At 50.2% G+C, this 20,090-nt stretch carries 20 protein-coding genes and 2 pseudogenes; 14 read left to right on the top strand and 8 right to left on the bottom strand.

Features of this window, described 5'->3' with window-relative positions:
- The first annotated feature begins 64 nt into the window (after positions 1-64).
- From ACP158_RS08795 to ACP158_RS08780, 4 genes are all read left to right on the top strand, one after another.
- The gene (locus tag ACP158_RS08795; RefSeq protein ID WP_424945782.1) at positions 65-1,348 is read left to right on the top strand and encodes a peptidylprolyl isomerase; all 1,284 of its coding nucleotides are present in this window, start codon (positions 65-67) and stop codon (positions 1,346-1,348) included.
- Position 1,349: 1 nt separating this feature from the next.
- Positions 1,350-1,577: an accessory factor UbiK family protein gene (locus tag ACP158_RS08790; RefSeq protein ID WP_424945781.1), complete on the top strand. Its 228-nt coding sequence runs from the start codon at positions 1,350-1,352 to the stop codon at positions 1,575-1,577.
- A 66-nt stretch (positions 1,578-1,643) separates the two neighbouring features.
- Positions 1,644-2,294, top strand: a complete 651-nt coding sequence (locus tag ACP158_RS08785) for an IS1595 family transposase (protein WP_424945780.1) — start codon at positions 1,644-1,646, stop codon at positions 2,292-2,294.
- A gap of 134 nt (positions 2,295-2,428) precedes the next feature.
- Positions 2,429-3,934 carry a YifB family Mg chelatase-like AAA ATPase gene (locus ACP158_RS08780; RefSeq protein WP_424945779.1) on the top strand — a complete coding sequence of 502 codons (1,506 nt, stop codon included), beginning with the start codon at positions 2,429-2,431 and terminating at the stop codon, positions 3,932-3,934.
- 16 nt (positions 3,935-3,950) lie between these two features.
- Here ACP158_RS08780 and ACP158_RS08775 read toward each other — a convergent pair.
- The 3 genes and pseudogenes from ACP158_RS08775 to ACP158_RS08765 all read right to left on the bottom strand — a co-directional run bounded on the left by ACP158_RS08775 (position 3,951) and on the right by ACP158_RS08765 (position 7,249).
- A pseudogene (locus tag ACP158_RS08775) lies at positions 3,951-4,648 on the bottom strand (DNA-methyltransferase).
- Positions 4,649-5,125: 477 nt separating this feature from the next.
- Positions 5,126-6,727 carry a glycerol-3-phosphate dehydrogenase gene (glpD, locus tag ACP158_RS08770; RefSeq protein WP_424945778.1) on the bottom strand — a complete coding sequence of 534 codons (1,602 nt, stop codon included), beginning with the start codon at positions 6,725-6,727 and terminating at the stop codon, positions 5,126-5,128.
- 60 nt (positions 6,728-6,787) lie between these two features.
- On the bottom strand, positions 6,788-7,249 hold the full coding sequence (locus tag ACP158_RS08765; protein ID WP_424945777.1) for a flavodoxin family protein: 462 nt from the start codon (positions 7,247-7,249) through the stop codon (positions 6,788-6,790).
- A gap of 245 nt (positions 7,250-7,494) precedes the next feature.
- Between ACP158_RS08765 and ACP158_RS08760 the strand changes: the two genes are divergently transcribed.
- Positions 7,495-7,698: a type II toxin-antitoxin system HicB family antitoxin gene (locus ACP158_RS08760; protein ID WP_424945776.1), complete on the top strand. Its 204-nt coding sequence runs from the start codon at positions 7,495-7,497 to the stop codon at positions 7,696-7,698.
- A gap of 171 nt (positions 7,699-7,869) precedes the next feature.
- On the opposite strand, the gene ACP158_RS08755 is transcribed toward ACP158_RS08760, so the two are convergent.
- Both ACP158_RS08755 and ACP158_RS08750 read right to left on the bottom strand, forming a co-directional pair.
- The gene (locus tag ACP158_RS08755) at positions 7,870-8,085 is read right to left on the bottom strand and encodes a surface lipoprotein assembly modifier (protein ID WP_424945775.1); all 216 of its coding nucleotides are present in this window, start codon (positions 8,083-8,085) and stop codon (positions 7,870-7,872) included.
- A gap of 68 nt (positions 8,086-8,153) precedes the next feature.
- Positions 8,154-10,187, bottom strand: coding sequence for a YadA-like family protein (locus ACP158_RS08750; protein ID WP_424945774.1), 2,034 nt, complete (start codon positions 10,185-10,187; stop codon positions 8,154-8,156).
- Positions 10,188-10,606: 419 nt separating this feature from the next.
- Here ACP158_RS08750 and ACP158_RS08745 point away from each other — a divergent pair.
- The 7 genes and pseudogenes from ACP158_RS08745 to ACP158_RS08715 all read left to right on the top strand — a co-directional run.
- Positions 10,607-10,945, top strand: a pseudogene (locus ACP158_RS08745) (SAM-dependent DNA methyltransferase); the annotation flags it as partial.
- Complete coding sequence (locus tag ACP158_RS08740) at positions 10,942-11,478, top strand: zeta toxin family protein (protein WP_424945773.1); 537 nt, start codon at positions 10,942-10,944, stop codon at positions 11,476-11,478. The pseudogene ACP158_RS08745 and the gene ACP158_RS08740, both read left to right, overlap by 4 nt.
- Positions 11,462-11,668, top strand: a complete 207-nt coding sequence (locus tag ACP158_RS08735) for a hypothetical protein (protein WP_424945772.1) — start codon at positions 11,462-11,464, stop codon at positions 11,666-11,668. The genes ACP158_RS08740 and ACP158_RS08735 overlap by 17 nt, the downstream gene beginning before the upstream one ends.
- Positions 11,669-11,871: 203 nt before the next feature.
- The gene (locus tag ACP158_RS08730) at positions 11,872-12,174 is read left to right on the top strand and encodes a helix-turn-helix domain-containing protein (RefSeq protein ID WP_424945771.1); all 303 of its coding nucleotides are present in this window, start codon (positions 11,872-11,874) and stop codon (positions 12,172-12,174) included.
- A 76-nt stretch (positions 12,175-12,250) separates the two neighbouring features.
- A complete protein-coding gene (locus ACP158_RS08725) occupies positions 12,251-12,382 on the top strand; it encodes a hypothetical protein (RefSeq protein WP_424945770.1) in 132 nt (43 codons plus the stop codon).
- Positions 12,383-12,686: 304 nt separating this feature from the next.
- Positions 12,687-13,604, top strand: coding sequence for a hypothetical protein (locus ACP158_RS08720; RefSeq protein ID WP_424945769.1), 918 nt, complete (start codon positions 12,687-12,689; stop codon positions 13,602-13,604).
- Between the two features lie 349 nt (positions 13,605-13,953).
- A complete protein-coding gene (locus tag ACP158_RS08715; RefSeq protein WP_424945768.1) occupies positions 13,954-14,868 on the top strand; it encodes a TauD/TfdA dioxygenase family protein in 915 nt (304 codons plus the stop codon).
- Here the strand turns inward: ACP158_RS08715 and ACP158_RS08710 are convergent.
- The 3 genes from ACP158_RS08710 to ACP158_RS08700 form a co-directional block, all read right to left on the bottom strand.
- Complete coding sequence (locus tag ACP158_RS08710; protein WP_424945767.1) at positions 14,861-15,043, bottom strand: DUF2158 domain-containing protein; 183 nt, start codon at positions 15,041-15,043, stop codon at positions 14,861-14,863. The two genes, ACP158_RS08715 and ACP158_RS08710, sit on opposite strands and share 8 nt — an antisense overlap.
- Positions 15,044-15,332: 289 nt before the next feature.
- Positions 15,333-16,001 carry an ankyrin repeat domain-containing protein gene (locus ACP158_RS08705; protein ID WP_424945766.1) on the bottom strand — a complete coding sequence of 223 codons (669 nt, stop codon included), beginning with the start codon at positions 15,999-16,001 and terminating at the stop codon, positions 15,333-15,335.
- A 96-nt stretch (positions 16,002-16,097) separates the two neighbouring features.
- Positions 16,098-17,732, bottom strand: a complete 1,635-nt coding sequence (locus tag ACP158_RS08700) for a BCCT family transporter (RefSeq protein WP_424945765.1) — start codon at positions 17,730-17,732, stop codon at positions 16,098-16,100.
- 220 nt (positions 17,733-17,952) lie between these two features.
- On the opposite strand from ACP158_RS08700, the gene ACP158_RS08695 reads away from it, so the two are divergent.
- Positions 17,953-18,903: a cation diffusion facilitator family transporter gene (locus ACP158_RS08695; RefSeq protein ID WP_424945764.1), complete on the top strand. Its 951-nt coding sequence runs from the start codon at positions 17,953-17,955 to the stop codon at positions 18,901-18,903.
- 353 nt (positions 18,904-19,256) lie between these two features.
- Positions 19,257-19,943: a TIGR00153 family protein gene (locus tag ACP158_RS08690; protein WP_424945763.1), complete on the top strand. Its 687-nt coding sequence runs from the start codon at positions 19,257-19,259 to the stop codon at positions 19,941-19,943.
- The last annotated feature ends 147 nt before the right edge of the window (positions 19,944-20,090 follow it).

Below are 20,090 nucleotides of genomic sequence, written 5' to 3'. Positions count from 1 at the left end.
TGTTATGATGAAATTTATTATGAAGACCCCGCTGGCGCAATTTGCACTCGCGCCAATGATAGCCATGACGATAGCCATAACGATAACCCTGGCGGCAACCTTAACGATATGGTTTTCATCTTATGCCGACGCCGCCACCGTCGCGCTGGATGAAGTGATTGCGATTGTGAACAATGAAGCAATCACCCGCTCGGAATACCAAACCCGTTACAAACGAAAGCAACTCGAGACCGACCAGGGACTCGAACAGATTCCCGAGCAAATTGATTTTGACATTCTTGAGTTGCTCATCGACGAACGCATTCAGGCGCAAGCGGCGCAAGCGGCGGGAATCTCAATCGGCCGCGCCGAAATAGAAAACGCGATGGCAAACATGGCGGCGCAGAACAATCTTTCACAACAGCAGTTGATCACCGAGTTGGAAACTCAGGGCATTTCCGCCATTCAGTTTTTACGCAGCATTAAGGAACAAAGATTAATTCAGCGACTGGTCGATATTTCGGTTAATGCCAGAGTGAGCGTCAGCGAGCAGGAAATTGATTATCACCTGCAAGCGCACAAAGAACTCTATATGCCTAACATATCTTATGAGATCTCTCATCTATATGTATCCACTTCCGGAAAATCGGCAGCCGAAATCGAGCGCGAATCTGAAAATGTAAATCACATTCACCAGGGTTTGTTACAGGGGCAATCTTTTTCCAGCGCCGTTAGGGATTTTTCCGATGGCGAAAACCAGGAAGAGGGCGGGTATGCGGGCTGGAGAAAAGAGAATCAACTTCCCGAATTATTTCTGGCGGCGTTGCGCCAAACGCCTATCGGCGGCGTGACCGAGATTATGAAAAGCGTGAATGGATTTCATATTATCAAGTTACATGCCAAGGAAGGCGACACGAAAATAGTGACGCAACAACGGCTGCGGCATATTCTGGTGCAGCCGCAACGCAGTAATTTGACCGACCGGGAAGCGATAGACTTGCTCAATGATGTCGCCAATAAAATCAGGCAGGGGAGCGATTTCGAACAGTTTGCGCGCCTGCTCTCAGATGACGCCGCCACCGCCTCTCGGGGCGGCGCCCTCGGCTGGACCAACCCCGGAGACACGGCGCCGGCGTTTGAGCAAGCCGCATTAAGTCTGCCCTTAAATCAATTAAGCGATCCGGTGCGCTCCAGATTCGGTTACCATCTCATCGAAGTCCTTGATCGCAGGGAAAGAGACATCAGCCGGGATATAGCGAGAAATAGCGCGCAGCGGGAACTGTTCAAACGCAAGGCGGAGGAACGCTATCAAAATTGGTTTGGTCGATTGCGCGAGGGCGCGTACATTGAATACGTGGCAAACAACTAAAATGCGGGATAAAATCAGACAAGCCATACAAGCCGTGCTGCCGCCGGAGCTCGCGGCTGAGGTTAAAAATAATATTGATGCGGTGGTAAAAAGCAATTTTGAAAAAATGAATCTGGTCACGCGGGAACAACTGGAGATTCAGGAAAAAATCTTAATGCGCACACGCCAGCGGATTATTGAACTGGAACAGCAAGTCAAGGAAATGGAAGCCCGATTAAAGGTTGAATAATTCAGTTTTCTTGAATATAATTTTAGGGGCTGTCCTAGATAACAAAGTTTATCGTAGGATAGCAGAATGAGAAAGAGTCGTTTAAGCAAGCATAAACAAAATCGATTAATTGAGTTATTTGTGGCGGGTGCGACAGCCAGAACGGCAGCGTCGTTAGTGGGTATTAACAAGACGACTGCCGGTTATTATTTTCACCGTCTTCGTGAGCTGATTTATCGCAACGATGACAATGGCGGGTTGATGGCCGGCGAGATTGAGGTGGATGAAAGTTATTTTGGCGGAAAACGCAAAGGCAAGCGCGGTCGCGGGGCGAGTGGCAAGGTGCCGGTATTTGGCTTGCTTAAACGAGATGGCAGGGTGTATGCGGTGCCCATAGCCGATGCTCGGAGTAAAACCCTGATGCCGATTATTCGGCGCAAGGTGAAGCCGGACAGCGTGGTTTATTCCGATTCATTTCGCGGTTATAATGTGCTGGATGTATCTGAGTTTAAGCATCTGCGTATTAATCATAGCAAAATGTTTGCCGACGAGCAGAATCACATCAATGGCATTGAGAATTTTTGGAGCCAGGCGAAGCGGCAATTACGCAAGTTTAACGGGGTTCCGCGGGATCATTTTCCGCTGTTTTTGAAGGAGTGTGAGTGGCGTTTTAACAACAGTGACCCGAAGTCTCAATTAAACCAATTGAAACAATGGGTTAGAAACGATATGGGTTAGTTATCTAGGACAGCCCCTAATTTTATGTTATAAGCCGATTGCTTATGACCTCAGGCGCCCTAGACGCCCCTGAGGTCACGTCAGGATGCAGTCGTGTTAGGATCGTTAAATTTACAGCAACAAGGAGATAAGGAATGTCACTCGCCATCGTTAATAGCCGTGCCCAAGTGGGTACGTCGGCCCCTGAAGTTTTCGTCGAAGTTCACTTGGCGCGCGGCCTGCCAAGATTTTCTATCGTTGGTTTGCCGGAAATGGTTGTCAAAGAAAGCCGCGATCGGGTTCGAGCCGCAATTATTAATTCAAATTTTGAATTTCCGTATAAACGTGTCTCAGTCAACCTGGCGCCGGCCGATCTGCCAAAGGAGGGCGGCCGGTTTGATTTGCCAATTGCGCTTGGCGTATTGGCGGCCACCAACCAAATTCCAAAATCCGCGTTGCGCGACAAGGTGTTTCTGGGCGAGTTGGCATTTAGCGGCGAGCTGAGGGATATCGGCGGAAGTTTGATTGCCGCGCTTTCACTGAAAGGCTCCCCCGAGTCGCTTATCCTGCCGCAGAAATGCGCGGCGCAAGCGGCGTTGGTTCAGGGCGTTAATGTATATGGCGTGGATAGTTTGTTGAAGTTAAGCAGTATTCTTAACGGTCTGGATGCGTTTTCAGAGGCCGCGCCGATTGAACTTCCAGAGCAAACCAAGTACCCGGACATGTCCGAAGTCATTGGCCAGACGTTTTCAAAGTTCGCTTTGGAAGTTGCCGCATCCGGCGCCCACAGCGTGTTGATGATGGGCTCTCCGGGCACCGGTAAAACCATGATCGCAAGTCGGTTGCCCGGAATATTGCCGGAGATGAGCGAGCAAGAAGCTTTAGAGACGGCTGCAATTAATTCTTTGGTTGACAAGGATTGGGGTCCGGAAAATTGGCGTTGCCGGCCATTTCGCGCGCCCCATCACAGCGCTTCCGGTGCTGCATTAATCGGTGGCGGCACCATCCCCAAACCTGGGGAAATTTCTCAGGCTCACAATGGCGTGCTTTTTCTGGATGAATTGACGGAATTTGACCGCAGGTCTTTGGAGTTGCTGCGGGAGCCGTTGGAATCCGGGCATATCAACATTTCCCGGGCGGCGATGCAATTGAAGTTTTTATCACGCTTCATCTTCGTCGGCGCGGCCAATCCTTGCAAATGCGGATATCTTGGCGACTCATCCGGGAAATGCAAATGCACGCCGGATCAGGTTCAACGCTATTTGTCCAAATTATCGGGCCCGCTGTTAGACCGCATCGATATTCAGTTGCATGTTCCGAAAGTTCCGCATTATGAATTGCGCCAATCAGGCATGAACGCCGAAAGCAGCGTGGATATCCGCAAAAGAGTCATTGCCGCTCGCGCAATCCAACACCATCGGCAGGGGAAATTGAATAGCCAGTTGTCAACCAAGGAAATCGGACACTATTGCGATCTGGATGACAATGGTTATGGTCTTCTGGACAAGGTGATATTACAGTTCAATATGTCAGCCAGAGGATATCATCGTATTCTGAAACTATCTCGGACCGTGGCCGATATGAAAAATTCTGCGCGCATATCCGTGGCGCATTTATCCACCGCGGTTAAGATGCGATGCATGGACAGAAATTTAAGTTAATGCGCTAACTATTTCTTTAAGCCGATTTTAGAAGTTCGCCGCTATCTATAATCCTCTGCTCGGCAGTTTTGCAATATTCATCGGAGCAATCAATGCCGATATAGTGGCGTCCGAAGTGATGCGCGGTCAGGGTGGTGGTGCCGACGCCGTTGAATGGGTCCAAGATGATGTGCCTCGGTAACTGAACAGTTTCAATGCGCGCATCACCAATTTTTCAGGAAACATGGCCGGGTGGCCGTATTTTTTCATGTCGCGCTCGGGGGCGATGGACCATTTTGCATTGACCCAGCTTTTGAACTCGTCATCATTAATATCAATGTCCTCTTTGTTGCCCGGTTTTTTCAAATCGCCCTTGCAAAAAATCTCCAGAAATTCCCAAGTATATTTGAGATACGGGCTGGAAGGGCTTTTCCAGCTTCCCCAAGCCGTGTACTTGCAATTGTAATTATTCTTCTCCCATAAAATCTCGCCTTTCCAAATCAGCCCCTTGTCCAGGAAGAAGTTGCTGATGATATGATGCGTTGGAATGTAATCCGAAAACAACGGCTGCACATTCACAATAATTCGGCCGCCGTATTTGACCACGCGCGCACATTCATCGAAAATCGCAAACAGTTTATCGAAGTAGACGCGCCAAGGATCCGCGTCCTCCTGCGCCCTCTCTTGCGTATCGTAGTCCAGCCCGAAATTATACGGCGGCGAGGTGAGCACCATATCCACGCAATTGTCCGGCAGACCCCGCAGAACTTCCGCGCTGTCGCCAGTGATGATTTTGTTGTGATATTCTTCTGGCAGTGCGTTGTTGGTGCGCGTGAAATCCTTTGCGAAAGTCTCATAGCCCAGCCGCTGTTGCTGTTTCTTTTTGCGCCCCTTTACTTTGCGCTCGGCGTTATAGCCCTCATAGATGCGCTTGCCGCCGCGAAGACCATAACTGCGGTTTTTTTTGTTCGACTTCGGTTTAGTAAAATTTGCCCGAGTTAAACTATTCTGAGTCAAACTATTCTTGGTCGCTGTGTCACTCATATTTTTTACTCATGATTTTTATCTCTATTCAGCGTACTGCCCCGTAGCCAACACCGTGGAGACGCACAGGCAGCATAAACCCTCTGCGAGGTGTTGGAAATCCGCCGTCCGGGTGCGCCACATATCGTGCTTTGGCTACTTTTCGATTATAACCTGAACAGCCCGCCTTCAATGCCCGTGTTCAAGATCAGGTTGGATATTGCGCGCCAGCCAATTTGCAAGATTTTCTTTCTCATGCTCAGTGAACAGCAGACCCAGTTTAGTGCGCCGCCACAGAATATCTTCTGCGGTTCTCGCCCATTCATGGGAAATTAAATACCTCAACTCGGCTTCGTAAAGCTGATGACCAAAGTGCTCGCCCAGATCTGCCGGCGATGAAATATGTTCAAGCAACGCGGCGGCGTTCGCGCCGTATCGGTCAACATAGGTTTTGACAATCTCAGGCGCCAGAAATTTGTATCTGGATTTTATGTTGCGGAAAAACGCGTTCATGGTTTTGAACGGGATGTCGCCGCCGGGCAGTTTGGAGGCGGCTGTCCAGACGCGCGCGGCGGCGCCGGACAATGCGGGCAAGTAGGGCTTGAGCGCATCCACAACCGATTCGGAAAGTTTGCGATAAGTGGTCAATTTGCCGCCGTAAAGGGTGATTAATGGCGCGCGTGGATTTATGTCATCCACTTTTATTTTGTAGTCGCGGGTGATTTCCTGGGCTTTGGCGCTGCCGTCATCGTAGAGCGGACGCACGCCGGCGTAAGCGGACACCACATCCGCGGCAGAGAGGCTATGGTCAAAATAATCATTCACGGTTTCGCACAGATAATCAATTTCAAATTGGGAAATCGCCGCGTCGCCAGGATCACATGAATCACATGAATCACATGAATGACATGAATCGCCCACATCACCAGGAAACGGCCGCTCAGTGGTGCCGATAAGCACATAGCGCTGCTGAAAAGGAATCACGAACACAATCCGCCGGTCATCGTTTTGCAAAAGATAAGCGTACTCGTGAGCGAACCATTTCGGAACAATGATGTGGCTGCCCTGAATCAATTTTATCCTATCGCTGGTCGCTTTTATTTGCGCAGGATTGACGCAATCGGTTATAAATCGCGGCAACCAGGGCCCAGTTGCATTGACCAGCGCGGTGGCGCGCACTTCCTGGCCAACGCCGTTTTTATCCAGAGTGATCGACCAATGATGGTCGCGTCGATCCACTGCGACACATCGGCTTCGCGTGAGAATGTTCGCACCGCGTTGTCGCGCATCTTGCGCGTTGGCAATCACTAAGCGCGCATCGTCGGCTAAGCAATCGCTATACGCGAATCCAAATTGATAGTTCGGTTTTAACCCGTGCCTGAGTTTATCGTTATGGAGTTTAATCGATCGACTTCGGGGCAGGGCGCCGCGCGCATTCAGCCAATCGTAAATGAACAAGCCGAGACGCAGCATCCAGCGCGGGCGAAGGCCAGGGTGATGCGGCAAAATAAATTCAATCGGCTTGATCAGGTGCGGCGCCGCCGCCAATAATATTTCCCGCTCTTTCAAGGACTCGCGCACCAACTTGAATTCATAATGCTCAAGATAGCGCAGCCCGCCGTGGATTAACTTTGAACTTGCCGATGAGGTTCCAGACGCGAGATCATTTTGCTCGCATAAAACAACATTCAATCCCCGTCCGGCGGCATCGCGCGCAATCCCGCAACCGTTGATGCCGCCGCCGATGACGCATAGGTCAAACATTTCATTGCCATTAGTTGACAGAGTCACGGCTGATTTAAGCGGGTTGATTTAAGCAGGCTGATTTAAGCGGACAATGCAAACAGCGCTTTAATATATTCCTGCTTCCAGACCGGCCGCCATGGTCGTCCCCAAAGTCTCGCATTGGCGCAGAAACGCCGGCTGAAATTCACCTTTCATCACCAATGGCGGCTGTATGAATTTCCATTTAAGGCCAACTAAAATGCGCTCAACGCTGGTTTTTGCACCTTGGCCATCCAGTCCGCCTTTTACGAAAAGGGCGACCGGCTTGCCTTCGGTAAGTTCGAGACAAGGGTAGTAAACACGCTCCAGAAAATCCTTGATTGCGCCACTCATATAACCAAAATTTTCGGTGGTGCCGAGGATGATGCCATCGCACCACAAAACATCATCGGCGTTTGCGTCCCATGGAATTCGCGCACGCACTTTGCACTGCGCGATGTCTTCGTGTGCGCACCCCTTGACGACCGCGTTTTGCAGTTTTGTTGTGTTGTCCGAGGGACAGTTGGAGACGACCAGCACCTTAGGCATACAAAAATTATAACAAAATTCGCGCGCTTAAGTTTTTCATTGCGGCGGGTATATTCGAGAACGCGATTGTAAGATATTCTTGAACATTTAATCCGTGCTTTGCCCAGTAGATACGGAAAACGACTGCGTCAGATAGCCATCCAACTCAAAGGACAAGGGTTTATAGTCACTGTTCCAGGAAAATTAAATGATGACATAGCAATTGGAACAAGAAACAGTGTTTTTAAACAAGCGAGGCTAAAACAATGAAATATTTAATGGTGATTGAAGAAACCAAAACCGGATTTTCTGCTTATTCTCCAGATGTGGACGGTTGTATTACAACGGGTAAAACAAAACAAGAAGTGGAAAATAATATGCAGGAAGCCATGGAGTTTCATGTAGAAGGGTTATTGCTGGAAAATCAAAAAATACCGCACTCACCACAGTCTATTCCAAACCTAAAATGATATTGAACAGGGGGTTATCGTTGGGGTGACGTTGTTTCGCAGGAATGACAGTGAAGAGGCAGCCTGAATTCCCGCCATTAGGCCCATCATTATCGGGCTTGACCCGATAATCCAGTGAAATACGGGCGGCGCAAGCCGCTGACATCGCCGGCGGTCTGCCGTCGGCTTGGATTAAAACTGTCGCACGAATCTTAAATCCACGCGGTCGCGGCGATAATGATCTAACTCAAAGTTGGATTGTTGCCGTTCGCGCGTGGCGATTATCTGTGGGCTAAAACCGAACACGGTTACCCCGCGGTTCAGCAAAAACAGGCGCACGGCGCGCTTGCGGTCGACTCGGTGCTGGTTTGAAAACGGCGCATTGAGTCCGTGCCGTTGCCGCGACAATACTAAAACGTAACCGTGGCCCGGTGTGATTACCGGGCCACGGGCACAAGAGGAAACAAAATTACCGACTAAAACCCCTTTCCGAAACCAATGGTGCCGCTGGTTCCGCCGCTGGAAGTGGAGATGCCGAACCTGATTAGGCTGCTGCCTTGATTGAGGTTGTAGTTTGCTCCGATGGCAATTGCGGTTTCGCCCTCAAAAGAGCCGAGCGCAATTCCCCAGCCACCGGTGCCGCCTTTGAAAACCGGCAGACCGGCCAAAGCGACTGCGGTGGCGATGCCGGCGGTGTTGGTCTCAATATCGTCAGCGTTTCTGCCGATAGCGCCTTTGTTTTCGCCAATCAGGCCGGTGTTGTCATCAACGGCCTGGTCAATACCAGTGAGGTCCATGCCACCGACCGTAACGCTAGTGTGTGCTTCATTACCAATGACAATAGCATTTTCGCCAGCGGTAACGCCCGCACCAATAGCGATGCTATTGTCACCCTCGGCGGTTGCGCCCTTGCCGAGAGCAACACTGCCTGTGCCCGTGGTTGTAGCCTCAGCACCAACGGCAACGCTATCAGATCTTTCTACATGTGAACCAGCACCAATGGCTACCGCGTTATCCGCTGCGCGGGGTACCAGGATAGGATTGTCATTGTCATCCACGCCCACCTGGTCCACTGCGGCTCCCAGGGTTGCACCTTGACCTATGGCGACGCTATTTTCTGATGTGGCACGTGCCGCCACTTGGGCAGCAATCTCCGCGCCCTTTGTCCCAGCAGCGGCAGAGGTGTACTCGGTAGTGATTGCTGTATATTCCGCACCCGCGGCCATCGCCTCGTTTTCCGTAGTACCAGGGTCATCTAAAACAGGAGCAGCGTAGAGGGCGGTAACTGCATCTCTTCTCATTGTTGCCGCCTCATCTGTCTCATCATCAGCAGCACCTTCATTAGACGCTGCTAGTGCTTTCGTCCGTGCCTCCGCCACTGCGATCTCTCTTGCGACATTTTGCCTGGAGGTGCGCACCGCGGTCTCCTCAGCGGCGATAGCAGCTTTAGCACCTGCCACAGCGGCGGCGGCGTCTGTAGCCGCAGTAGCGGCATCAGTGGCAGCCGCAGTAGCCAGGGCAGCAGCATCGTCAGCGGCAACGATTTCCACGGCTATCGCATCATCAGCGGCAGCAGTTCGTGCCATGGTGACTTCACCTTCAGCCATGGTGACTGCTTTTGTAGCCGTGTCGACTGCTCTCGTAGCATCGGTGACTGCTTCTGTAGCCGTGTCGACTGCTGTTGCAGCCGTGGGGATTGCTGCTTCAGCCGTGTCGACTGCTGTTGCAGCCGTGGGGATTGCTGCTTCAGCCGTGTCGACTGCTGTTGCAGACATGGCGGCATGTGTTTTAGCCGTGGCGAGATCACTTTCAGCCGCGGTGACTGCAGAGGTAAGTGCCAATGCCGCAGTAGCGTCAGGGGCAGCTCTCACAGCCGCACGGGCAGCTTCCGCAGCCGCTTCGGCAAGTTCCACAGTCTCATCGGCAATTACCACAACCGCTTCGGCAGTTTCCAAGGTCATTTCGGCAGTTTCCAAAGTCGTTTGGGCAGTTGCCGCTGCTGTTTCCGCAGTTGCCAACTCCATTTGCCTGGTTGCCAAGCCTTCTTGCGCGGTTCCCAGATCCATTTGCCTGGTTGCCAAGCCTTCTTGCACGGTTGCCAGGGCATCTGCCTTCGTAACAACTTCATCGGCAAGTACCACAGACGCGGTGTGAGCATTTGTAGCATCTTGATCTGCACCAGCGGGCACTGCTCTGGCTGCAGTCGCTGCATCGTCCGCAGCAGTACTAGCCGTGTCCGCGGCAATCTTAGCCATGTCCGCGGCAGTATCGGCGGCATTGATGTCATCAATATAGCCATTATCTGCAGCCGTCTCAGTGTCTGCACAGCCCACAAGCAAGGTACCCTCACCAGTGACCATAGCAGCAGCCGCCGCCGTATCACACGTCACCTGCCCCCAAACTGGCATTGCCAGCCCAAGCGCAAGGCTGCCGCACAATAAAATCGCGGTAGTCTGTTTTACGCGTTGATTAGATGATGCGCGAACGCGCACCGATAGGTCGTTTTTCATCGTTCACTCCGGTTGCATAGAGTTGTTTATTTCCGGCGTGGTGCCGGGCCTGCAACCAACAGAACGAAAGCATTGTCGTCTCGCCGATTTCCCAGAAGCGAGTGATCAAGCCCGCTCCGTTTGGAGGTGTTGTATTGAGCGAGAGACCCGGCAAGGCGGGCCTTCGTCCAGTGGTTGCGAGGGGGAATATAGGGCATTTTGATGCGGGTGTATAGCCTAAAATGTGCCTATTTTGATTTTTTTTTGACACCAGCGATGGTGGCGGATGGGCGTGATTTGGGGGCAGCGCAGGACAGGGCGCGACCATCGCGTCGCTTCGCGTCGTTTCAAGTTATACTTTGCGGTCAACTTTCATCGCTAACTTTTCAGCATCATCATGCCCGACCTTGTCATCACGCCGCTTACCTTGCATATGGGCGCGCAAATCGGCCGGCGAATCTCGCGAACTGGCGGTAGAGCAACTCAAGCAAGTGCGTTACTTCTGGCGGCAAGCGCATTGGCTCACCGCGCATTTCCCCGATGCCAAACTCCGCGATGTGGAAGGGTTGGTTAAACTGGTGGAGCGCGCCGAGATTAAAGCCAACGACTGGAGTCTGACCCCCGGCCGCTGTGTCGGTGTTGCGCCGGAAGAAGCGGATAACGATTTTGATTTCGGGAAAACAATGCGGAAAATTCACGAGAAGTTGGAAGACATCAACACCGAAGCAAACACGCTGGCGAAAAAGATCAAAAAGAACTTTGCGGGTTTGGAGATATGAACGGCGACAAGAAAATCATCATTATCGCCGGGCCAAACGGCGCCGGCAAAACGACTTTCGCGCAGGAATATCTGCCGAAGGAATCGAGTTGCCCGATCTTTGTCAACGCTGACCTTATTGCCGGGGGGTTATCCCCTTTTCTGCCGGAAGTTGCCGTAGTTCGCGCCGGACGTTTGATGTCGAAAGAAATCAACAACCACGCAAAACGAGGTGAAAGTTTTGCCTTTGAAACAACGCTTGCCGGGCGCGGGTATGTAAAACGAATAAAAAAGTGGCGCGCCGAAAGTTATCAAGTCAAACTAATTTTTTTATCGCTCGCAACACCCGAAGAGGCGATTGATCGGGTAAAATCGCGCGTGGCGCAGGGCGGGCACAATGTTCCGGAAGCCGTAATACGCCGTCGGTTTGATAACGGATTGAAAAATTTTGAGACGCTGTATCGGCATTGCGTTGACGACTGGCATTGGTATAACAATAGTGGCGCAATACCTGTTCTACTCAAACAGAAAAACGCTCATGAAAAAAACTCCTGAAACAAACCCCACGCATCGAGACGATTTATACACCCAGGGTATAATGGCCGCCCTCATGCGAGCCGTCCGGCGCGCCCATCTGGTTGCACATCAGACCGGTACCGGAGTGATTGTCAGGCGTAATGGCAAGGTCGTGGAGATTGATCCCGATCCGGATATGTATGAAAAGCATGAAGAGTTCAGGGGATGAGTTGGCATTGTCTGGGCTCAGATACAAATGAGATTTTATTAGTTAAGAAAATCGGGGAGTCTAAGGTGAAATCTTTTTCACTTAAATCACAGGATACTACCCGTTGCAGATCAAAAACCTGCGTATCAAATCATACCGCAGTTGGGCGATTGCCGATACCGCCAGTGAAGCAGCCATCGCCCGAATAAAGAAACTGGAACTCTATGCGAACTCAAATCAGCAGGCTGCACGACGTATGCCTGAAAACCATCGGCTGGTCGAAGGCGACCTACTACCGTTGGTTAAAACGCTATCAACAGCACGGCTGGCGTGGCTTGGAAAGCCAAAGCCGTCGTCCGAAGCGTATGCGGTCGCCAATGGCGGGTCATGAGATGTACAACACCAGGTGCTTCATCGCGGCTGTTGGCTTCAAGTTCATCGACAATGGAATGCTGCTGCTGATTGCCCCCGCCGCTCCGCTACTAAAAAAATTGTGGCGCAGAATAACCTATTCTCGGGAAGTTTAAGGGAATATCTTATTAGCCTGCCGGGCGCGGAGGCTAAAAGGGGTGTGAAATACTTTACATTCAGCCCGGAGGAGTGATGGCAACCGCGGTCGCCATTCCGTATGAGATTTTGGACGAGGTTGGCTTTCACGACACGCCGCCTAAAATTGCGCATCATCACATTCCAGCGAAAGAGAACAATTCGCGCACCCCAGAGACGATGGATTAGGATATACGCCGCAAGTTTGGTAACTGTCTATCTTAGATAACTTTAAACTTTTTCATAGTTTAATCCTCATATATATTTGTTAATTTCTAGCAGAAATCTAAAGTCGTCACATATATTTTGGGTGCAGGTTCCCGGGGAATTGGAAAGCATTTAAGCGCGCTGAGGGATTGTATTCGGTGGCAACCCGACCTGGAGGCCCGTATCTGTTTAGTCATTCTGGGGTATAATATTGGCAGACTAAAATATGCAACTTTTTAGCTGTTTTCTTACATTAATACCTTAATCTAGGGAATCCAGTTTAATCATGACACTACTCAAACATGATCGAAGCGCAAAAGATCCCGCATACAATGCTGTTCAAGAAGAACGGACGGGCAGGCTTGTTCAGGGTCGTCCACCAGATTTCATGAGGCAACATGTTGAAGAGTTGTACTCCTTAACTCAACATGTTCTTGATGAAGATTTTGCTGCACAGATCAAGCACAACTTTCATGCTCGCTATGCAGAAATGTATTTTGCTGCGACTTTTATAGAGAGAAATGGCTTCAAGGTCACACATCCGTCGGATACAGGCCCTGATTTTTTTCTGGAGAATTTAAACTGCTGGGCAGAGGTGGTTACTGCTACTGACGGTGACAAAAGTAATCCAAATTCTATTGAAAAACAGAGTATAGGAGCGAAAGACACGCCCCACAACAAAGTTATTCTTAGACTAAGTAGCGTTTTTTCCAACAAATCAAAGAAAACCAAGTGTTACATGGCTACGAAAAGGATTAAACCATCTCAGCCGATTGTCATTTGTATTCACGGAGGTGGAATGCAAAACGAACGAATACCACGTTTTGCTGAAGATGGTGTTCCTCCGATTGTGGAAACCTTGTTACCTATGCAACTAGTTGCGCGTAGATCTAAAATAAAAAATAAAGTATCGTTCGAACACGTCTATCATAACGGTGTAGAAAAGCAAACAAAATGTGGAAATAAACTAATCAGCACAAGCTCATTTTTAAAAGATGAATTCGCGCACATTAGTGCAGTTATTTATGCGTATGCAAATGCTGCTGATGCTTTGCCGAGAAATAAATGGGGTGTAGACTTCTTTACAGTACACAACCCTAAAGCTATAAATCCATTGTCAGCAGGCTTTATTAAGTGTGGCACAGAATATTTAGTATCATGTGCAGAGGATAGTTTCACAATAGAACCTATTGATCATGATTAGAGTTACCATTATAAACCGTTGCATAATCCAACAAAATCATACCCAGACGGGTAAACTAACATCATCAAAACAACCTTTAAGGATTAACTCAAATGTCATCCCGGTCGGCTATCGGATGATAAAAAAGAAACAGGCAAACGGATCTTTAAAAAATTAGAATAAGCACACCGCAAGCAGAATCTGAAAGAACATAGAAAAGGCGCAAAGGAAGGGCGTTAAAAAAGCCGCCAGAAGGAACAATCAAGCCATGGTGTTAGCCATATGATGAACACTCAGCGCCTTTTGCCGTTACACTTCCTGCACTAAATTCATTGGCAAATTCATGGCCAAACTCAGAGACAACTAGAGAATGACCGAACTGACAATTACGCCGCTTACCTTGCATATTGGCGCACAAATCGATGGCGTTGATGTCACGCAACCGCTCGATGAAAACACGATTAACCTTATTCGCGCGGCGTTATTGAAGTGGAAGGTTATTTTTTTTCGTAACCAAAATTTAGACCACCCGCAACACATTCGCTTCGCCAGATACTTTGGCGCGCCGACGCCGGGGCATGTGATATTCGGCAGCGATGAAACGTATCCGGAAATTTATTCGGTGGCGAAACACCGCACCGCCAATGCCCGTCGGGCGCCCGTTATTCATAGCTGGACGAACTGGCATACCGATATTACCGCCGCCATCAACCCGCCTTTTGCTTCCATCCTACGCGGCGTTGTGGTGCCACCCTACGGTGGCGATACCCATTGGACGAACGCCGCCAAAGCCTATCAATCGCTGTCGCCGGCGCTGCGGAATTTTTTGGACACGCTGCGCTGCGTGCATCAATACGCCCCTAGCGTCGGCCCGGCTACCGAAAACACCGCCGACCAGTATGAAAAACAGGTAGGCAAGACCGCTTTTATATCCGAGCACCCGCTAGTTACCATACACCCGGAAACCGGAGAGCGCCTTCTATATATCAGCCCGGATTTTGTGGATTGCATAGTCGGGCTATCGCCCACCGAATCCCGCGCCATGCTGGAGATGTTGTGGCGGCATTTGGTGCGCAACGAATTCACCGTGAGATTTAAGTGGGAGCAGGGCAGCATCGCGTTTTGGGATAACCGCGCCACCGCGCACTTGGCGCCGGCCGATATTTTTGACTCCGATTTTGACCGGCAGTTTTATCGCATCACCCTGCAAGGCGAGGTTCCTGTAGGCGTGGACGGCAAACCCTCCACCGCGATTTCCGGGCAACCGATAGAGCCGATTACTTAGCAGTTTCTTTTACGAGTTCTAGTGCTTCAGATGGAAAGTGATCGATATGTCGGATACTGCCTTCAAACGATGTAGTTTGAATATCTCCGTTCTCTTCATTAACTTCGGTAACTGTCATTATTGGACTTCTAGTTTTCAATTGAACAACATCACCTATTGCATATGTATTTGGCATTTCAATTATCCTCGTAGTGTTTTATTGACAGTATATTATAGGGAATAACATACATAAATCCACACAATACCGTGATTTATTAGTTAAACCAATAAGATACAAAGCCTTTACAATGATCGGTTTTCAGGGTAGAACAATCCACATTCAACCGATATGCACAGAAAAACTGGTCAATCGAAAACCAACAGCGGCGCAAATGAACGCACCTGTTCGTTGGGTAAAATCGGCTAAAAAATAAACCGAATGTGGATTTATGTATGTTATTCCCATATTATATATTGAAAAGCGGTTATTTGGTCGCACCGTGTTTGCGGAGAAACCTCGCAATCTTGTAGTTTTCGTTGTCTTCCGCCCACCACAACGGCGTCTTTCCTTCCCTGTCCTTGGCGTTGACATCGGCACCCTTGGCAATCAGCCGAGCCGCGGTTTCGTAGGCATTGCTTATTGCCGCAATATGCAACGGCGTCCACCCAAAATCGTCCTTGGCGTTGACATCGGCACCAGCAAAGATTAGCGCACCCGCGTGGGCGTTTGCGGATGCTGCCGCATGCAACGGTGTCAACCCCTTATTGTCCTTGGCGTTGACATCGGCATCCTTGAGAAGCAGCAGAGCCGTGGTCCAGTGGGCGTTTTGGAATGCCGCCAAATGCAACGGTGTCAACCCCTTCTCTCCCTTGGCGTTGACATCGGCACCGGCGGCAATCAACTTGTACGCGACATCAGAGGAGTCTTCGTGTGCCGCCCAATGCAACGGTGTCAACCCCTTCTCTCCCTTGGCGTTGACATCGGCACCGGCGGCAATTAGCCGGGCTACGGTATCGTGGTCGTTTTCTTTTACCGCCTTATGCAACGGTGTATCGGTCTGTGAAATTATCTTATCGTTAGTATCATTATCCGGCGAGCAATCGCTAAGCAAAACAACGGCGGCGGCGAGTAATAGCAAGCGTTTCAGTTTCATAGCGGTGTCCAGCGGCGAGTTAGTGAATGGCGACGAAGTATTGCCGACCCCGCCGCGATGTTTTGCGGCGAGGTTGTTTGAACGGATTGGCGGCGGTTAAGTTTCCGCCGCGTCCTCCAACGCCGCCGACTTGCCAGTGATGAACGGGTCGGTTGCCAGCGACTTGAATAAGCCCCAGGTCATCAGCAACATAATGATGCTGACCGGCAAGGCGGCGGCGATGGAGGCGGTTTGCAGCGCCTTCAAGCCACCGACGGACAACAACACGGCGGCCACAAGACCTTCGCCCATGCCCCAGATAATGCGGAACTTTTTCGGCGGATTATCGTGCCCCATGCTCAGCATCGTGGTAATGACCAAGGTGCCGGAATCGGACGAGGTAATAAACCAGGTCGCCAGCAAAAGCGTCGCCAGCGCGGCCATCGCCCAGCTCAGCCATTTTATCGAACTGACTTGATCGATGGTGCTGTACAGCGCCTGCGGCAGATCCCACGCCATCACGGTCTCCGCGATGCCAGCGCTACCGCCCGCGGCGGCGGCCTGCAACTCGAGATAAATCGCGTTGCCGCCGAACATGCACAGCCAGAAAAAGGCGATGGTGGTCGGCACAAACATCACCCCAACCATAAACTCGCGAATCGTGCGTCCGCGCGAGATGCGAGCGATGAACATACCGACGAACGGCGCCCATGAAATCCACCATCCCCAGTAAAATATGGTCCAGCCGCCTTGCCATGCGGCCGCGCCTTCGGAGTTAAAAGTCTGAAAGCCCATGGGAATCACATTCCACAGATAATCGCCGTAGGTGGTGACAAAGAAGCCCATCAGCCATTGGAACGGGCCGGCGAACATAAAATACGCCAGCAACACAATGGAAAGATAAATGTTCCACTCGCTGATGATGCGAATGCCATTGCCGACGCCAGAAACCGCGGACAGGGTGGCGATCACGGAAATGACCCCGATCAGCACAATCTGCGTTACCAGTCCGGGGTCTATGCCGAATAAATGATTTAAGCCGACTGCCATCTGTTGTACACCCAATCCAAGCGAAGTGGCGACGCCAAACACGGTGCCAAACACCGCCAGCAAGTCCACGGCGTGACCAATCGGGCCGTATATTTTGTCGCCGAGAATCGGATACAAGGCCGAGCGCAAGGTCAGCGGCAGTTTGCGGCGATAGGCGAAATAAGCGAGCGACAATCCGACTACCACATACACGGACCAGCCGTGAAAGCCCCAGTGAAAATAAGTGACACGCATGGCCGCAACAGCGCGCGCTTCGTTCATTGCGGTCGCCCCGATTTGGTCGGCGTAGGGGTTGTTGGGGTAGCCGAAACCAGCCGAGTTGTCAAAATAGAACACCGGCTCGGCCACGCCGAAAAACAAAATGCCGATGCCGACGCCGGCTGAAAACAACATCGCAAACCATGAAAAATTCCTGAATTCCGGTCGACTGTCGTCATCGCCGAGGCGGATCGATCCGTAGCGGCTGAACATTAAAAAGAAGCAAGCGAACAACATTACGGTGACCGCGGTGATGTAATACCAGTTAAGCGACGCCTCGATCCAACCCCGGACCGCAGCATAAAAGTTGCCTGCCAAATCGACATTGAGCGCGGTAAAAACAACAAACGCAACGATCATGCCCTTGGAAGCGAGCCCCATGCCGGGATGCATTCCGGCCCAAAAGCCGCTCTTGGCGGTTATGGATGGTGTATCATTATTCATTTTTAGCCTCTCTTTTTAGTGGGTGTGAATTTGATTTATTTTAACCCTATCACAGTTTTTCAAAAATAAGGGCATTTATATGCGGTTGATTAGAAGCCGAATGTCATCATTTCTTGACATGGATTGGTGTTCGCTGGAAAATAGACGCAGAGATAATATGAAAATTCCCGCATGAACATTCCCTCATGAACAGTCCTCGCCTGTCGCCATTCTCGCATAGTTGAAACCAAAATCCGGATCGAAGTGGGTCGTGATCGCGGCCCTGGTCGGCAATGCGCTCATTGCCGTCACAAAAATGATTGCGTCTGCCGTAACCGGCAGCTCCGCCATGCTGAGCGAGGCGGTGCACTCCATTGTCGATACCGGCAATCAAGGGCTGTTGCTGTGGGGCATGAAGCGTTCATCCAAGCCGGCGGATGAACGGCATCCATTCGGCTACGGCATGGAACTCTATTTCTGGACGTTTGTCGTGGCGATATTAATTTTCGCCATCGGGGCAGGGGTGTCGCTGTACGAAGGATTTACTAAAATTAACAGTCCCAGGGAGATTCAGCGCATCTATATCAACTACGTCGTCCTCGGCGTGGCCATGATATTCGAAGGGATTGCCTGGACGGTCGCTTTTCGGGAATTTCGCAAACACAAGGGGAAAATGGGCTATTTCAAGGCCATGCAGGCGAGCAAGGACCCCACTGTTTTTACGGTATTATTTGAAGACAGCGCCGCCATGTTGGGCTTACTCGCGGCATTTATCGGGTTATTGTTGACCCAATGGCTCGGTCACGCGCTATTTGATGCTTTGGCATCCATTGTTATCGGGGTAATTTTAAGCTGTACCGCGATGCTGCTGGCCTATGAGAGCAAAGGTTTGTTGATTGGCGAGGCCGCCAGCCACGAAGTCGTGTCCGGGATACGCTTAATTTTAAGCCATGAAACGGATATTCTCAGTATTAATGAGATACTGACCATGCACATGGGACCGGAAGATGTGCTGCTGAACATCAGCCTGGATTTTCATGACCATATTTCCGCCGGCGATGTGGAACGAACCATAACCCAACTGGAAAACAGCATAAAAACAAAATACCCGCAGGTCGCCAGAATATTCATTGAAGCGCAAAATAGAATCGCGCATCTGCGTAACATCGCAAATAAAAATGGCAATTTGTAGTTATTTATTTTTATAAAGTAATACAATAAAAATATCATTTAACTATTTATATAATAAGGTAAATATGTGATATTCTGCTCTATTATTTGACTTCGTATAATGTATATTATGTAAAGTATTAAATATTTGGGTGGATTCCGACAGAATATGAGTTTTCGGACAACAACACGCTGATAAATACCGCATGCTTTGCCCTGCTTCCATGCCATGCCATGCCTTAATTTGACTGACAAATAAAACGGTGCCAACGGCATCATTCCGGGCTTAAATTTGCAATAATCAAAAATGATTATCGATTTTACCGTTCGTATCCGGGTTGTCCGTGACAACGCACCAAAATTCAGAGATGTTCAATGATTTATAAAATTTCCAACCCGCTGGCCAATTTGGTCAAACGCTCGCCACTGGTTTCCATTCAAGAACATATGCGCGCGGCAGTCGAATGCGCGCAGGAAGTCCCGGCCCTGCTTGAGGCGTTATGCGGAGAAAACGATGCTGAGTTTCAAGCGATAAAACAGCGCATTTTCGATAAGGAAAGCGAAGCCGACCGCATCAAAAATTCTCTTAGAGGCCGACTGCCAAAATCCTTGTTTATGCCGGTTGATCGCCGTGACCTGCTGGAAGTGCTGCACATCCAGGACAGCATCGCGGATACTGCCGAAGATATTGCGGAGTTGCTGTTTGAGCGGCAGATGAAGATTCCGGCGCCGATGCAAAAACCATTGGTTGCATTGGCAAAGACCAGCGTGAAAGTCTGCGAACAATCGTTGAAAGTTATCGAAGAGTTAGATACGTTGCTGGAAACCGGGTTTCGAGGACATGATGCCCGGCAGGTTGAAGAAATGGTTGATGAATTGAATGCCATTGAAGATGACGCTGACGCACTGGAATTGGAGTTAGCGCGCACCCTGTTTAGCCTGGAATCAACCATCGATCCGGTATCGGTCATTATGTGGTATCGAATTATCGAATGGATCGGCGATCTGGCAGACTATGCGGAAAAGGTGGGCGATCGAATTCGCCTGTTTATTGCACGCTAATTCAAGTGTCCCTGCCTTTTGTCGTCATTTGTCCCCGCCGTAATGAATCCGGCTATGCCGGATATTTTTTAACTGGATTCCAGCATGCGCTGGAATGACGGTTTTGGGTTTAATTGTGGTGTAGAGTATTTATCTCAGGACCGTCAT

This window comes from Candidatus Spongiihabitans sp., assembly GCF_965247905.1.
Classification (GTDB): Bacteria; Pseudomonadota; Gammaproteobacteria; order Arenicellales; family Poriferihabitantaceae; genus Spongiihabitans.
The sequence above is the reverse complement of the archived record's forward strand: the minus strand, read 5'-3'. Positions and strand labels throughout refer to the sequence as shown.